11 protein-coding genes are annotated in these 14,043 nt (G+C 74.5%); 5 read left to right on the top strand and 6 right to left on the bottom strand.

What is annotated here, in order from left to right; all coding sequences use genetic code 11:
- The first annotated feature begins 102 nt into the window (after positions 1-102).
- The 4 genes from ACQ452_RS09675 to ACQ452_RS09660 all read left to right on the top strand — a co-directional run bounded on the left by ACQ452_RS09675 (position 103) and on the right by ACQ452_RS09660 (position 4,448).
- Positions 103-1,722: a hypothetical protein gene (locus ACQ452_RS09675; protein WP_433392400.1), complete on the top strand. Its 1,620-nt coding sequence runs from the start codon at positions 103-105 to the stop codon at positions 1,720-1,722.
- A gap of 67 nt (positions 1,723-1,789) precedes the next feature.
- On the top strand, positions 1,790-2,578 hold the full coding sequence (gene yaaA, locus ACQ452_RS09670) for a peroxide stress protein YaaA (RefSeq protein WP_433392399.1): 789 nt from the start codon (positions 1,790-1,792) through the stop codon (positions 2,576-2,578).
- A gap of 102 nt (positions 2,579-2,680) precedes the next feature.
- Entirely contained in the window at positions 2,681-3,358 is a 678-nt protein-coding gene (locus tag ACQ452_RS09665) for a hypothetical protein (RefSeq protein ID WP_433392397.1), read from the top strand.
- Between the two features lie 115 nt (positions 3,359-3,473).
- Positions 3,474-4,448 carry a TAXI family TRAP transporter solute-binding subunit gene (locus ACQ452_RS09660; protein ID WP_433392395.1) on the top strand — a complete coding sequence of 325 codons (975 nt, stop codon included), beginning with the start codon at positions 3,474-3,476 and terminating at the stop codon, positions 4,446-4,448.
- 39 nt (positions 4,449-4,487) lie between these two features.
- Here ACQ452_RS09660 and ACQ452_RS09655 read toward each other — a convergent pair whose 3' ends face one another.
- Positions 4,488-5,912 (bottom strand): sensor histidine kinase, encoded by a 1,425-nt coding sequence (locus ACQ452_RS09655; protein WP_433392393.1) that lies wholly within the window; start codon positions 5,910-5,912, stop codon positions 4,488-4,490.
- Positions 5,913-5,922: 10 nt separating this feature from the next.
- Complete coding sequence (locus tag ACQ452_RS09650; protein ID WP_433392392.1) at positions 5,923-6,579, bottom strand: response regulator transcription factor; 657 nt, start codon at positions 6,577-6,579, stop codon at positions 5,923-5,925.
- A 279-nt stretch (positions 6,580-6,858) separates the two neighbouring features.
- Between ACQ452_RS09650 and ACQ452_RS09645 the strand changes: the two genes are divergently transcribed.
- Positions 6,859-7,401 carry an acyltransferase gene (locus ACQ452_RS09645; protein WP_433392390.1) on the top strand — a complete coding sequence of 181 codons (543 nt, stop codon included), beginning with the start codon at positions 6,859-6,861 and terminating at the stop codon, positions 7,399-7,401.
- A gap of 53 nt (positions 7,402-7,454) precedes the next feature.
- Here the strand turns inward: ACQ452_RS09645 and ACQ452_RS09640 are convergent, their stop codons facing one another.
- The 4 genes from ACQ452_RS09640 to ACQ452_RS09625 all read right to left on the bottom strand — a co-directional run bounded on the left by ACQ452_RS09640 (position 7,455) and on the right by ACQ452_RS09625 (position 13,805).
- On the bottom strand, positions 7,455-9,200 hold the full coding sequence (locus tag ACQ452_RS09640) for a CDP-glycerol glycerophosphotransferase family protein (protein WP_433392389.1): 1,746 nt from the start codon (positions 9,198-9,200) through the stop codon (positions 7,455-7,457).
- Positions 9,201-9,386: 186 nt separating this feature from the next.
- Positions 9,387-10,670, bottom strand: a complete 1,284-nt coding sequence (locus tag ACQ452_RS09635) for a nucleotide sugar dehydrogenase (protein ID WP_433392388.1) — start codon at positions 10,668-10,670, stop codon at positions 9,387-9,389.
- 4 nt (positions 10,671-10,674) lie between these two features.
- Complete coding sequence (locus tag ACQ452_RS09630; RefSeq protein ID WP_433392386.1) at positions 10,675-12,246, bottom strand: glycosyltransferase family 2 protein; 1,572 nt, start codon at positions 12,244-12,246, stop codon at positions 10,675-10,677.
- Positions 12,243-13,805, bottom strand: coding sequence for a glycosyltransferase family 4 protein (locus ACQ452_RS09625; protein ID WP_433394071.1), 1,563 nt, complete (start codon positions 13,803-13,805; stop codon positions 12,243-12,245). Before ACQ452_RS09625 ends, ACQ452_RS09630 begins: the two co-directional genes overlap by 4 nt.
- Between the last annotated feature and the right edge of the window lie 238 nt (positions 13,806-14,043).

Genomic DNA, 14,043 nt, shown 5'->3' with positions numbered 1-14,043 from the left:
CCACGTGAGGCGATCTTCACCTACGGCGGCTGCGCCGATCCGCCCCGCCCGGCCCACGACACGTGACACACTCCGGTCGGGACGACGACGGGGGCGTTGGTCGTGTCGCAACCAGTGTGCAGGGGTGGGCGGTGGCGCCCACGGCTCGACCGGCCGGCGCTCGTCGCGCTGCTGTTCGGGCTCGCCGGGGTCGGCTACCGGTTGGTGCTGACCCTGCGCACGGTGCCCGTCTCCAACAGCGACGAGGCCACGTTCGGGCTGGCCGCGCTGCACATCGCGCAGGGCCGCGAGCTGCCGGTCTTCCTCTACGGGCAGCGCTACATGGGGGTGCTGGAGTCATACCTGGCCGCGCCGCTGATCGCGGTCGCCGGGCCGAGCTGGCCGCTGCTGCGCCTGCCGCTGCTGCTGCTCTACGCCCTGTTCCTCTGGCTGATCCACCGGCTGACCCGACGCATCTGCTCGCCCTGGTTCGCCGCCGGGATCGTCGGCCTCCTGGCGCTCGGCGGGGAGCGGGTGGTCCGGGACCAGCTCACCGTGGTCGGGGGCCGCCCGGAGGTCAAGGTCGCGGTGCTGCTGATGCTGCTGATCGCGGTGGGACTCGCCCGCGACAGGGTGCGGCACCGCCGCCTGGCCATCGGCGCGTTCGGGCTGCTCGCTGGCGTGGCCGTCTGGTCGGACTGGCTGATCCTGCCGTACCTGGCGGTGGCCGCACTGACGCTGGCGTGGGTGGCCCGCCGGGAGTTGCTCGGCTGGGCCGGGCCGCTGCTGCTGGCCGGGTTCGCCGTCGGGATCGCCCCGATGATCCGGGACAACCTCGTCGCCCCGCCCGGCGAGGACTCGCTGTCGGTGTTCCGTGAGATCAGCACCAAGGCCGGACCGACGCCGTCGTGGTCGCGGCGGCTGGACGGCGGGCTGCTGGAGGGGGTGCCGCTCGCCGCCGGCCTCTGCCCGGTGGACGGCTGCGCCCGCTGGCAGGGCTGGTTCGGGCTGCTCTATCCGGTGCTGCTGCTCCTCGCCGCCGCGCTCGCCGTCCGCGCGTACCGCCGGGCCGGGCCCGTCCCGCGCGGGGAGCGGGTCGCCCCCGTGGTGCACCTCGCCCTCGTCGTCGGCGCGGCGCTGACCCTGCTGTCGTACGTGCGCAGCCCGCTCGCCGCCACCAGCCCCCTCGAGAACGCCCGCTACCTGTCGGTGCTCCAGCTCTCCCTGCCGGCGGTGCTCTGGCCGCTCTGGGTGGCGGCGGTCGCCTGCTGGCGGGGCACGGTGGGTGTCCTCGGCCGGCTGGCCGGCGCGCTGGCCACCGCCGTGCTCGCCGCGCTGGCCGCGACCACGCTGGTGGTCACCGTGCTGTTCGCCGGCACCGGCTCCGAGGCGTCCCGGGTCGAGGAGCGGCAGGCCCGCGAGCTGGCCGAGCGACTGCGCGCGGACGGTCCCCGCGAGGTCTACGGGGACTACTGGACCTGCAACCGGCTGATCTTCAACACCGCCGAGGAGGTGGTGTGCGGGGTGCTCGACGACGGACTGGCCCCCGGGCAGAACCGCTACCGCGCGTACTGGCGTCAGGTGGGGCGGGCCGACCGGCCCGGGTACGTGCTGGAGGCGGGTTCCGCGGCGGAGCGCCGGCTGCGGGCCCTGCTGGGCGACCGGGCCGACGCCGCACTGGTCGCCGAGGTCGGCGGGTATCGCGTGTACCACCCCCGGACGCCGGTGCGGCCGTGGCGGTAGGTGCGGCCCGTACGCTGGCCGGACCGGCGCGCGCCCGCCGCGCCGAGCCCCGTCGAGGAGTCCACCGATGCTCATCCTGCTGCCGCCCTCCGAGGGCAAGGCCGACGCCGGCACCGGCCGGCGGCTGGACCTCGCCCGGCTCTCCCTGCCGGAGCTGACCGGGGCCCGGGACGAGGTGCTGACGGCGCTGGTCGCGCTCGGCGACGACGAGGCGGCCCTGGCGGCGCTGGGGCTCGGCGTGGGCCAGCGCGGCGAGCTGCGGCGCAACGCCCGACTGCGGGCGGCGGCCACGGCACCCGCCGGACGCGTCTACACCGGGGTGCTCTACGAGGCACTGGACCTGGCCTCGCTCCCGGCGACCGCGCAGCGGACCGCGAGCCGGTCGGTGCTGGTCAGCTCGGGGCTCTGGGGCGCGGTACGCCTCACCGACCGGATCCCGCCGTACCGGTGCCCCATCGGGGCGAAGCTGCCGGGCGTGGGCGCGCTGTCGGCGTACTGGCGGCGGGCGCTCGCACCGGCGATGGTCGCCGCGGCCGGCGACGGGCCGGTGCTCGACCTGCGCTCCGGCGCGTACGCGGCCACCTGGGCGCCCCGCGGCGAGGTGGCCGCCCGCACGGTGACCGTCCGGGTGCTGCACGAACGCGACGTCGACGGGGTGCCCGTCCGGTCGGTGGTGAGCCACTTCAACAAGGCCACCAAGGGCCGGCTGGTACGCGACCTGCTGACGGCGGGCGCCCGGCCGCGTACGGCCGACGAACTGCTGAGCGCGCTGCGCGACCTGAAGTATCCGGTGCTGGAGCAGCCCACCCCGCCCGGCCGGCCACGCCAGGTCGACGTGGTCGTCACGCAGCTGTAGGTGCCAGCGCAAGTTTTCCTCAAGGCTGGGGCGGATCGCTTTCCCCGTCGGCGTCGACAGGCCACGGTGGTGGGACCCCCACGCCGACAAGGAGTGCCTGAGTTGGCAACCGAACAGATCCTGCTCGACCGGCCGCGCCTGCCCCCGACCCCGCCGCCGCTGGACTGGTCGACCCTGACCGACGCGTTCGAGGCCGCCTGCCTGCTGCGCTGCACGCCCCTGCCGGCGGGCGCCGGCGCCCGCCGCCTGGTGCCGGAGCACCGTCCCCCGTCGGTGGAGTTCAACCGGGAGGAGGCGGCGCACCGGATGCGGCAACTGCTCGGCCGCCTCGACGTCCCCGCCGAGCACGAGGTGACCGTCGGCGGGCTGCGCCGCCGCTACGAGCTGCACCGGCTCTCCGTTTCGCACCCGCACCGGCCGGCGTACGCGCGGACGCTGGACGCCGGTTGGCGGCAGGGCCGGCGCGAGCTGCTGGGCGGGCCGACCCTGGGCGCGTCGGCCGTACGGCGGGCGGGCCGGCCCCGGCTGGCCGCGGCGGCCTGGCGGGCGGCGCTGCTCGCCGGCGGACGGCACGTCCGCCGGCACATCCTGGGCGTGCGCATCACCGACCGGGAGCTGGCCGCCATCCTGGTGCGCGGGGCCGCCCTGCTCGACGTTCCGGCGCTGCTGCGCCCGGGCACCGGTTGCTACCTGGTCTGCGTCGCCGACGGCCCGCACCGTGAGCGGATCCTGCACAGCACCGCGCTGGGTCCCGCCGGCCGCGTGCCCGACCGGGCGTGATCGTCGGCTGAGGCGGCGGACCGACCGCCGCCGTACCCGGCCCGGCCGCGGCACCACCGCCCACCCGGCCCGACCGGTGGGCGGAGGGTTGCGGCGGCGGCCCGGGCGGCGCAGAGTGCAGCGCGTGAGTCGCACCCGGTTCCGCCGTGTCCGTCCGCGCCCCGCCCGTCCACCGGCGCTGCTGGCGCTGCTGCTGCTTGTGACGTCGCCCGGCCTCGCCGGCTGCCAGGACCCACCCGAACCGCCGGTGCGGATCCGGATCGCGACCGGCAGCCCGACGGCCGTCTACCACGCCTTCGGGCAGTCGCTGGCCACCATCCTCAACCGGGAACTGCCGGACGTACGGGCCAGCGTGGTGGTCACCGCCGCCTCGGCGGAGAACGTCCGGCTGGTCGGCGCCGGCGAGGCCGAGCTGGGATTCACCCAGGCCGACGTGCTGCCGGCGGCGCCGGACGCGCAGCCGTCGGTGGTCGCGGTCGCCCGGGTCTACGACGACCTGCTGCACCTGGTCACCACCGTCGGCGGTCCCGTTCGTACGCTCGCCGACCTGCGCGGACGGCGGGTGTCAGTGGGGGCGCCCGGGTCCGGCACCGAGATCACCGCCGTCCGGCTGCTCGAGGTGGCCCGGCTGGGCGGCCACCAGGTGCACCGGGAACGCCTCGGCCTCGACGACTCGGTCGCGGCGCTGCGGGCCGGCACGATCGACGCGTTCTTCTTCTCCGGCGGGCTGCCCGTCCGCGCGGTGCGGCAGCTCGCGGACCGCAGCGCGACCCGCATCGTCGACCTCGGCGAATGGACCGGGCCGCTGCGCGGCAGCAACTCGGAGGTCTACGTCTCCCGCGACATCCCCCGCTCCGTATACGGCACCGACCCGGTGACCACGGTGGCCAACCCGAACTTCCTGATCGTCCGGGCCGACCTGCCGGCGCCGCTGATCCGGGAGGTGACCCGGCTGCTGATGGAACGCCGCCAGGAGTTGGCCGCCGCGCATCCGGCCGCCGGCCGGATGAGTCCCCGCTCGGCCATCGCCACCGCCCCGCTGCCGCTGCACCCCGGCGCCGCCGACTGGTACCGCGCCGCCAAACCCTGACCTCGCGCGCCCGGCGTCCGCGGACCCGGCGGCCCGCGGTCAGGACGTTGCGGCGGCGGAACCCGCCGACGCCGGCCGGGCGGCGGCACCGGCGTGCGGACCGGCGGGAAACCACAGGTCCGCGACCAGGCCGCGCGGCTCGGCCCCGCGCATCGTGAGCCGCCCGTCCGAGGCGTCGACCAGCACGGCGACGATGGCGAGTCCCAGCCCGGCGCCGTCGACGTTCTGCACCTCGGGGGCCCGCCAGAACCGCTCGGTCGCCTGCCCGAGCTGGCCCGCCGTCATGCCGGGGCCGGTGTCCCGGACCTCCAGGGCGGTGCCGCCGTCGTGGCGCCGGACGGTCACCGTCACCTCCCCACCCGCCTCGCCGAACTTGGTCGCGTTGTCGATCAGCGCGTCCAGGGCCTGGTCGATGGCGGTCGGCACGGTCCGCGCGTACGCCGCGGGGTCCTCGGCCACCAGCCGCAGCGTGCTGCCTCGGTGCCGGGCGAGCGGCTCCCAGGCGGCGACCCGGGACGCGGCGACAGCCACCGCGTCGACGATCACCCGCTGGTTCTCCCGCCGTTCGGCGCGCGCCAGGGTCAGCAGCGCGTCCAGCACCAGGGCCAGCCGGTCCGTCTCCTCCAGGGCGAGCTGGTGCTCGGCACGCCCGTCCGCGTCGGTCAGGCTCGGCCCCAGCTCCTCGACCCGCAGCCGCAGCGCCGTCAGCGGGTTGCGTAGCTGGTGGCTGGCGTGGGCGACGAACGCCCGCTGCCGTTCCAGCACGTCGGAGACCGCGTCGGCCATGTGGTTGAAGCTCGCCGCCAGGCGGCGCAGCTCCGGCGGGCCCAGCCTGTGCTGGACCCGGGCACCCCGGTCCCCCTCGGCGATCTCGTGGGTCACCGCGTCCAGCTCGGTGACCGGGCGCAGCACCCAGCCGGCCAACCCGAACGCGGTCAGCACGCAGGCCAGCACGGCGAGCAGGCCCGCCCCGGCCAGCACCAGCCACCAGACGGTGACCGTGCGCCGCACGGCGTCGGCCGGGGTGGCGATGACCACCGCACCGAGCACCTCGCCGCCGTCGTTGATCGGCACCGCCACCACGATCGGCCCGTCGACCCAGGGCCAGAGCGACTCCGGCCCGCTGGCCTGCTGGCCGGAGAGCGCGGTGTCCAGCGCCGCCCGGGAGCCGGCGCCCGGCCACCAGCTCGGCGACGCCGCCACCGTCCGCCGGTCCCGGTCGACCACCGCCGTACCGATGCCGTAGAGGGCGTCGTAGCTGCGCAGCTCGTTGTCGAGCGAGCCGGGGGTGCCGCCGCGCAGCGCCGGGCCGGCCAGCGAGGCGAACCGGGTGGCGTCGGCGAGCCGGTCGGCGCGTACCCGGTCGGTCTCGCGGGTGGCCAGGGTGACCGCCAGCGGGGTCTCCAACGCGACCAGCACCAGCACCATCAGCAGCAGATAGCTGATCACCAAGCGGCGTCGCACGGGTGTCCCCTCACTCCCCGCGCAGTCGGTAGCCGACCCCACGGACGGTCTCCACCAGGCGCGAGTCGCCCAGCTTGCCGCGCAGCGACCCTACGTGCACCTCGACGGTGTGCCCGTCGCCCCAGGTGCTGCCCCAGGCGTCGAGCAGGATCCGTTCCCGGGCCACCGCCACACCGGGCTGCCGGGCCAGGGAGAGCAGGACGTCGAACTCCTTGCGGGTCAGCGCCACCGCCCGGCCGTCCACTGTGACCGTCCGGGCGGCCACGTCGACGCGTACCGGTCCCACCTCGATGAGGTTGCGCCCCGGCACGGCGTGCGCCGCGCGCCGCAGCACCGCCTCGATGCGGGCCTGCAACTCGGTCATCGAGAACGGCTTGACCACGTAGTCGTCCGCGCCCAGCCGCAGGCCGAGCACCCGGTCGCGTTCCTCGCCCCGGGCGGTCACCGCGATGATGCCGAGTTGGCTGCTGCGCCGGCGCAGCTCCCGGCACACGTCGGTGCCGTCCCCGTCGGGCAGGGTCAGGTCCAGCAGCACCAGGTCGCAGGGGGCGGCGGAGAGCGCCGCGGCGACGGTCGCGGCGTGCTCCACCTCGTAGCCGCGGCGGGTGAGCGCGGAGCTGAGCGCGGCGGCCACCCGGCGGTCGTCCTCGACCAGCAGGATGCGCACCCGGGGCCCCCTTCGTCGGTCCGTCGACCCGAATGGTGGCAGAAGTCCGGCGGCGACGGGAGGGGCGCCGGCCCGGTCCCGCCCCGGCGGGGGCGACGCGGTGGCGGCGTGGCCCGCCCGGACGGCTGGCTATGCTACGCCGAGCCCGTCCCGCCCCCGGCCGTGCCGTACGCGCCGGGCGGGGCGATCCGCACCGCGCGGGCGGAGGCCGGCTGCGTGGCCGCCGACGCGCGGCACCGACGGCGCTCGCCAGGCGCCCCGAACCGAACGAGTAGACACATGACTGAGAGCACTTCCCCGTCCCCCTCCGTCTTCGTCCACCCCAGCGCCGACGTCGAGGAGGGCGCCCGCGTCGGCGCCGGCACCAAGGTCTGGCACCTGGCCCACGTCCGGTCGTCCGCCCAGGTGGGGGCCGGCTGCGTGATCGGCCGCAACGTCTACGTCGACGCGGGCGTGACGGTCGGCGACCTGGTCAAGATCCAGAACAACGTCTCGGTCTACCAGGGCGTCACCATCGAGGACGAGGTCTTCGTCGGCCCGTGCGCGGTCTTCACCAACGACTTCCGGCCCCGCGCGCAGAACCCGGACTGGACCATCACCCCGACCCTGGTCCGCCGGGGCGCCTCCATCGGCGCGAACGCCACCCTCGTCTGCGGCATCGAGGTCGGCGAGTACGCGATGATCGCGGCCGGGTCCGTGGTGACCCGGGACGTGGCGCCGTACCAGCTCGTCGCCGGCAACCCGGCACGCCCGAAGGGCTGGGTCGACGAGCGCGGCGAGGTCGTCTCGCGGGACGTGGACAACCCGCCGCGGCGGGGCTGAACGCGGGCGGGGGCGGCCCCGGCGTCGCCGGACCCCGCCCCCGCTTCGACGCGTCAGCCGCAGAGCCGGTCGACCTCCGCCCGGAACCGGTCCATCGGGTTCGGCTCGTCCGGGCCCAACAGGTACGTCTTCAGCTCCCGGCGCGCCTCGGTCATCGGGTCGTCACCGGCCCGGGTCACCGCGACGATCTTCGCCAGCTCGCCGCAGTCAGCACCGAGCAGGTACGCCGCCCGCGCCGTGGGGTAGACGCGGCGGAACTCGTCCTCGGGCAGCCCGGCCGGGTTCGCCACCACGTACGGCCGCTGGCTCTGCGTGAAGTCCGAGACCACGCTGGAGATGTCGCTGACCAGCAGGTCGGTCTGGTTGAAGCAGTCGAAGAGTCCCGGCGCCCGGCCCGTCACCACCAGGTGCGCGTCGCCGGCCAGCGAGGTGGCGTCGTCCTGCCCGCCGGCGGCCCGGATCCGACGCACGATCCGGTCGTTGGCCGACCGGGCCTTGGCCGATCGGCTGCCGGTGAGCGGGTGCGGCTTGTAGATCACCCGCACCCCGGGGGTGGCCAGCAGACCGGCGACGATCCGCTCGCCCATCAGCACCACGGAGGTGTGGTAGACCTCCTCCTCCAGCCAGCCCTCCCAGGTCGGGGCGTACAGCACGGTGAACGGTCGGCCGGTGGCCGCCGAGCCGAAGGTGTGCACGCCGGCCAGCTGCGGCCGGCCGATCTCGACGATGTCGCGGTCGAGCACGCCGACACCGCTCAGCGCGTACCGCTCCCGGCCGGCGGGGCCGGCCACCCAGACCTCGTCGTAGACCTTGCTGTAGGGGTTGACGCTGGCCTGCTTGTCGCTGTCGCCGTGACCGACGAAGACGTGCTTCATGCCCGGCTCGCGCAGCAGGTGGATGTTGGCGCCCACGTTCGCCACGTAGAGCGCGGCCCGCAGGCTGCCCAGTTCGAGGTTCATGAAGTCGGTGCCGGCGGGTACGCAGACCACCGGCAGGCGGGTGTCGGCGAGCGCCCGGAACGCCTCCTCCTGGCGCATCAGCACCACCGCCCGGCGGCCCGTCGCCTCGACCGGGGCGAGCCACATGTTGGCCTGGTAGACGTCCTTGACCGGGCCGGCGAAGTAGAGCGCCAGCTCCGGCTGTTCGCGGGCGATCCAGCTCTGCACCATCGGCAGTGCCGAGGTGCTCCGGCCGCGCCCGCGCAGCCAGGTCAGCGCGAGCACGGCGGCGACCAGCGCCCCCGCGACCAGGGTGACCGCGGCGGTGAGCACCACCGGCGTCACCGCGTCGGTCAGCACCGCGACCACGGCCGCCGGCACCAGCAGCAGGTTGAGCAGGGGCAGCCGCTCCCCCTCGACGGCGACCGCCCAGGCCGGTGGCCGCGACGCCCCGGAGGACCGCCCGAGATCGATGTTGCGGGCGAAGGCGGAGGCCGCGGCGCCCCGCTCACCGAGACGCGCCACCACTCCCGTGCCGAGGGCGAGCGCCAGTAGCGCCGCGGGCAGCAGCAGGACCAGGACCAGCCCCGTCGGGCCGGGCCGGACCGCCGTCACGATCAGCAGGACGACCGACAGGTCCCGGGCCAGGTGCCGGTGGAGCTGCCCGATCCCGGCCTTGTCCAGCAGGTCCGCGCCGACCGGCCGGCGCAGCAGGGTGAGTTCACCGGCGGCGACGGCCAGGCCGGCGACCGCGAAGGGGATCACCCAGCCGAGGGCCCCGGCCAGGACCATGACGGCGTACGACAGCAGCAGCGCGCCGATGAGGCCGACGTCCGGTTGCCTGCGCAGTTTGCTGAACAAAGACATACTCCCCTATCGATCACCGGCTAATCCGGGCAGGTGCGACCTTAACGTGGCATGTCCTTCGAGTATTGCCGGGGTGTCGCGTGGTCCATCGACAGGCCTCGCGGGCCGATGGGACACGTCCCGGTCAACGCGACGGGGCCCCGGCCGTTTCGGTCGGGGCCCCGCAACGCTGGACGGCGGTCAGCCGCCGATGACCACGCGCCGCACGCCGGTGAGGCGGGCCGGGTCGGTGACCCGCCGGCCGTCCACCAGGACGGTGACGCCGGGCAGGTCGGCGGCGCTCAGAGTGCGGTACTCCGCGTGGTCGGCCTGCACCACGGCCGCGCCGATCGGCTCACCGTCGTACGGCGCCAGGCCGTGCGCGGTGAGTTCCTCGGCGGTGTACATCGGGTCGGAGACGTACGGGCGGGCGCCCCGCCGGCGCAGCGCGTCGACGGTCGGGAAGACACCGGAGAAGGCGGTCTCCTTGACCCCGCCCCGGTAGGCGGCGCCCAGCACCAGCACCCCCACGTCGGTCAGGTCCCCGTACGCGGCGGCCAGCAGGTCCACCGCGTACTCCGGCATGGCCGCGTTGGCCTCGCGGGCCGAGCGGACGACTGTGGCCGCCGGGTCGTTCCACAGGTACATCCGGGGGTAGATCGGGATGCAGTGCCCGCCGACCGCGATGCCCGGCTGGTGGATGTGGCTGTACGGCTGGGTGTTGCACGCCTCGATGACCTTGGTGACGTCCACTCCGGCCGTGTCGGCGAAGCGGGCGAACTGGTTGGCCAGGCCGATGTTGACGTCCCGGTAGGTCGTCTCGGCCAGCTTCGCCAGCTCGGACGCCTCGGCCGAGCCGAGGTCCCAGACGCCGTTGGGGCGCTCCAGGTCGGGCCGCTCGTCGAAGTCGAGCACCGCCTCGTAGAAGCGCACGCCGTGCGCCGCCGACGCCTCGTCGATGCCGCCGACGAGCTTCGGGTAGCGACGCAGGTCGGCGAAGACCCGGCCGGTGAGCACCCGCTCGGGGCTGAAGACCAGGTGGAAGTCCTCGCCAGCGGTCAGTCCGGAGCCCTCCTGGAGCATCGGGGCCCAGCGGTCGCGGGTGGTGCCGACGGGCAGGGTGGTCTCGTAGCTGACGAGGGTGCCCGGCTTCAGGCCGGCGGCGATGGCCCGGGTCGCGTCGTCCATCCAGCCGAAGTCCGGCACACCGTCGGCGTCCACGAAGAGCGGTACGACCACCACGACCGCCTCGGAGTCGGCGACCGCCGCGGCGGTGTCGGTGGTGGCGGTCAGCAGCCCGGCGGACACCGTCTCCTTGAGCTTGACGTCCAGGTCGGTCTCCCCCGGGAAGGGCACCGCCCCGTCGTTGACCAGCCCGACGACCCGCTCGGAGACGTCGGCACCGATCACCCGGTGACCCTTGGTGGCGAACTGCACGGCGAGCGGCAGACCGATCTTCCCCAGCGCGACGACGCAGATGTTCATGAAACTACTTTCCTCCTAGTGGAAGCCTGCGCCGCAGGCGGGCCACCACCCGGCGCAGCGTCACCGGCGAGACGGCGATCACCAGGTGGCCCCTGTGATTCTTGGTCGTGGTGAACACGTACAACTGTCCGCCGTGCCGGTGCAGCACCCGCTGCCGGACCAGCGGACGTGGCCCCCGCAGCGGGGTGGAACCGCTCACCCCGTCCGCCACGGCGGTGACCCGGACGGTCCGGGTCCGGCCGCCCGGCGGCAGGTCGGCGAGCAGGTCCCCGACAGGGAACGAGACCCGGACGGTGCTGCCCAACGGATCCTCGGTGAGGCCGGTGACGGTGCCGGTGGCCGAACCCACCTTGAAGGTGAGCCCGCCGTCGGCGAGATCGGCGAGGTCCGGCCAGGGGCTGCGCGCGGCGACGGTGAACGTCCGTGCCGCGCCCGAATCGGCGGACCAGGTCGCGGAGACGGTCTCCATCCGGGCGAGCCACTTCGGGTCGGACCGGCTGATCTCGAACCACGCCTCGGACAGGGCGGAACGTGGGTCGCCGAAGCCAGGGTACAGGGCGTACCAGCGGTCGTCCTGCACCACCGTGGGCGGCAGACCCTTCTCGACGTCCTGCCTGATCACCGCGCGCAGGTCGCCGAGCGACCCGAGCCAGGCGGCGCCGATCCGGACGCGGGAGGTGACGCCCAGCCGGTCCCGGATGCGGTCCGTGAGGTGCTTGCGGGCCAGGTTCGCCACGCCCGAGCGCACCTGTTCCTGGACGTCGGGCTCCAGCGTCAGGAAGTCGTCCTGGAGCAGCTTGGCGATCTCCCAGGTGAAGTGCCGGTACAGCACGGCGTCGCGCCGCTCGCCGGGCTCGATCAGCTCCGCCACGACGCCGACGATGCGCTCGACGCCACGCAGCCGGGCCAGGTGGTCGCTGCGGTACGTGATGTTGCCGGAGTTCAGCCGCTTGACCGCGAAGTAGTAGTCGTAGTCGGCGAGCACCGAGATGCGCCCGGCCCGCAGGCACGCCTCCAGGGTGAACGGCTGGTCGCTGCCGACCGGCATGTCCTCCGGGTAGCGCAGCGCGTGCTTCTCGATCAGGTCACGCCGGAACAGCTTGGTGTTCGACAGGGCGAACGGCAGCGCCGAGGCGAAGAAGTCCACCTCGGCCCGGGTGCTTTCGAAGATCGCCTGGTGGACGTAGCGCTCGTTGACCCCGACCATCCGGCCGAGCAGCACGTCGGAGCCCCACTCGTCGGCCGCGGCCACCATCCGGGCCAGCGCTTCCGGGCCGAGGTGGTCGTCGGCGCCGATGAACAGGACGTAGCGGCCGGTGGCGTAGTCGAGCGCGAGGTTGCTGGGGGCCGCGGGGCCACCCGAGTTGGCCTGGTGCAGCACCTTTACGGTGCCCGGGTACATCGCCGCGAAGCGGTCGAGCTCGGCGCCGCCGCCGTCGGTGGAGCCGTCGTCGACCGCGACGACCTCCAGCCGCTCCAGCCCGATGGTCTGCTCGACCAGGGAGGTCAGGCACCGGGTCAGGTCCGGCATCGTGTTGTAGACGGCCGTCACGACCGTCACGTCGGGCGTGTTCACGCGCCGACCCGCAGAGCTGGCGGCTCGGCGCCCGGGGTGGTGTCGTCACCGCTGGGGCCGGCCGGCAGCAGGCGGGAGTAGACGCCGTCGAGCACCCGCGCCTGCGCCTCCCACGTCCACGACTCCAACAACCCCGGCCGCTCGTACACCTGCCGATAACGCCCCGGATCCGCCAACACCAACCGCACCACCCGCACGAAATCCGCCACATCCTCCGCCCGGAAGACCTCACCCTGCCCCGTCGACCGCACCGCCTCCGCCATCGTCCGCACATCACTGACCACCAACGGCAACCGCGCATGCGAATACTCAAAGAACTTCGTAATCAACGCGATCTCATGATTCGGCCAATGATGAATCGGAATGACCCCCACCTGAGCCCCCGACAAGAACGGCACCACCTGATGATGCGGCACGTACGACAACACGTGCACCCGCTCCGCGACCCCCAACTCCCCCGCCCGCACCACCAGAGACCTCACGTAGGCGGCTTCGGGCTTGTTGACCACGAAGGCGACGTGCGCGCCGGGCAGTTGCGGTAGCGCCTCGACCATCACGTCGAGGCCCCGCCGCGCGGCGGCCACACCGCTGTAGACCAGCAGCGGCACGTCCGGCCCGATCCCGCAGAGCTGGCGGATGTCCGGCGCCGGCTCGTCACCGGGGCCGGGCAGCTCGGCCAGCGAGGGCGCGTTGAGCACGACCTCCGGCCGTTCGGCGAGGCCGTGTTCCTGCCGCAGCAGGTCGGCCAGCCCGCCGGAGACCGTCGTCGCCGCGTCGGCGTACGGGACGAACTCCCGCTCGTGGGCCATGTTGCCGGGCAGCCACCGGGCGTTGTCCCGCCACGCCTGCACCCCGGGCAGGTATTCGTGGGCGTCCCAGAGCAGCGCGATCCGGCGGCCCTTGGCGGCGGCGCGCACCTTGGCCCGGGCGGCCACCCCGAGCATCCGGAAGTCGTTGGCGTGGATCAGATCCGGGCGCAGCTCGTCGACCGTCGGCCCGTAGGCCAGCTCGTAGTCCCACAGCCCCGGCTCCAGTCGGCGCCAGGCGCCGTCACCCTGCACGGTCTGCCAGAACTTCGTGTACGCCCGGTCCCACGGCCCGTCCAACTTCCGGCCCCGCCGGGAGCGGGTGAGCTGCCGGTGACGCAACGAGACCCAGCGGCGGGTGGCCGCGGCGAACAACTCCTCCGCGCGCAGCGTGTGCCACCGCAGCGGCGACGGGCGCTTCGCGCCACCGTCGCGGGCGGCCACCGTCAGCGCCGCCCGGCGGACGGTCAGGTCCGCCCGCCAGGCCTTCATCGCCTGGCTGCGGTGCGCGGCGACCCCGCTCGGCGGGTACGCCAACGGCCAGCGCAACCAGGGACGGCGGAACTCGTGCCGGCGCTTGGCCAACGGCTCGGGCATCGGCAGCAGGCGCACCTCGGCGGCGCCGAGACGCCAGCTCTGGGGCTGCCCGGCGCTGGTGCGCCCGAGCAGGATGACCTCCCAGCCGGCTTCGGCGGCCGACCGGGCGGCCTTCTGCACCCGGGAGTCACCGGTGACCCCGTTGTCGACCAGCATGACAACGCGCCCCCGGGCGCCGGCGCCGCCGTTGAGCCCCATCGTCTGCTTCTCCGCCTCTGCCCGGTGCCGTCCGGCCGGGTCACCCGGCCCAGATCACGAGCGATTGTACGAGACCGCCGGTCGGCACCCCCGCACCTTGGATGTGGGAAAGCGCGGGTCGGCATCGCCTCCGCGCGCACCGGAGCGTACCCTCCCCGCTGTCCGTTCCGGCACCGGCCGCGTCGTTGCGCCCCGC

The organism is Micromonospora sp. KLBMP9576 (assembly GCF_050941805.1).
GTDB lineage: Bacteria > Actinomycetota > Actinomycetes > Mycobacteriales > Micromonosporaceae > Micromonospora.
This window is presented reverse-complemented; position numbering and strand designations above follow the sequence as displayed.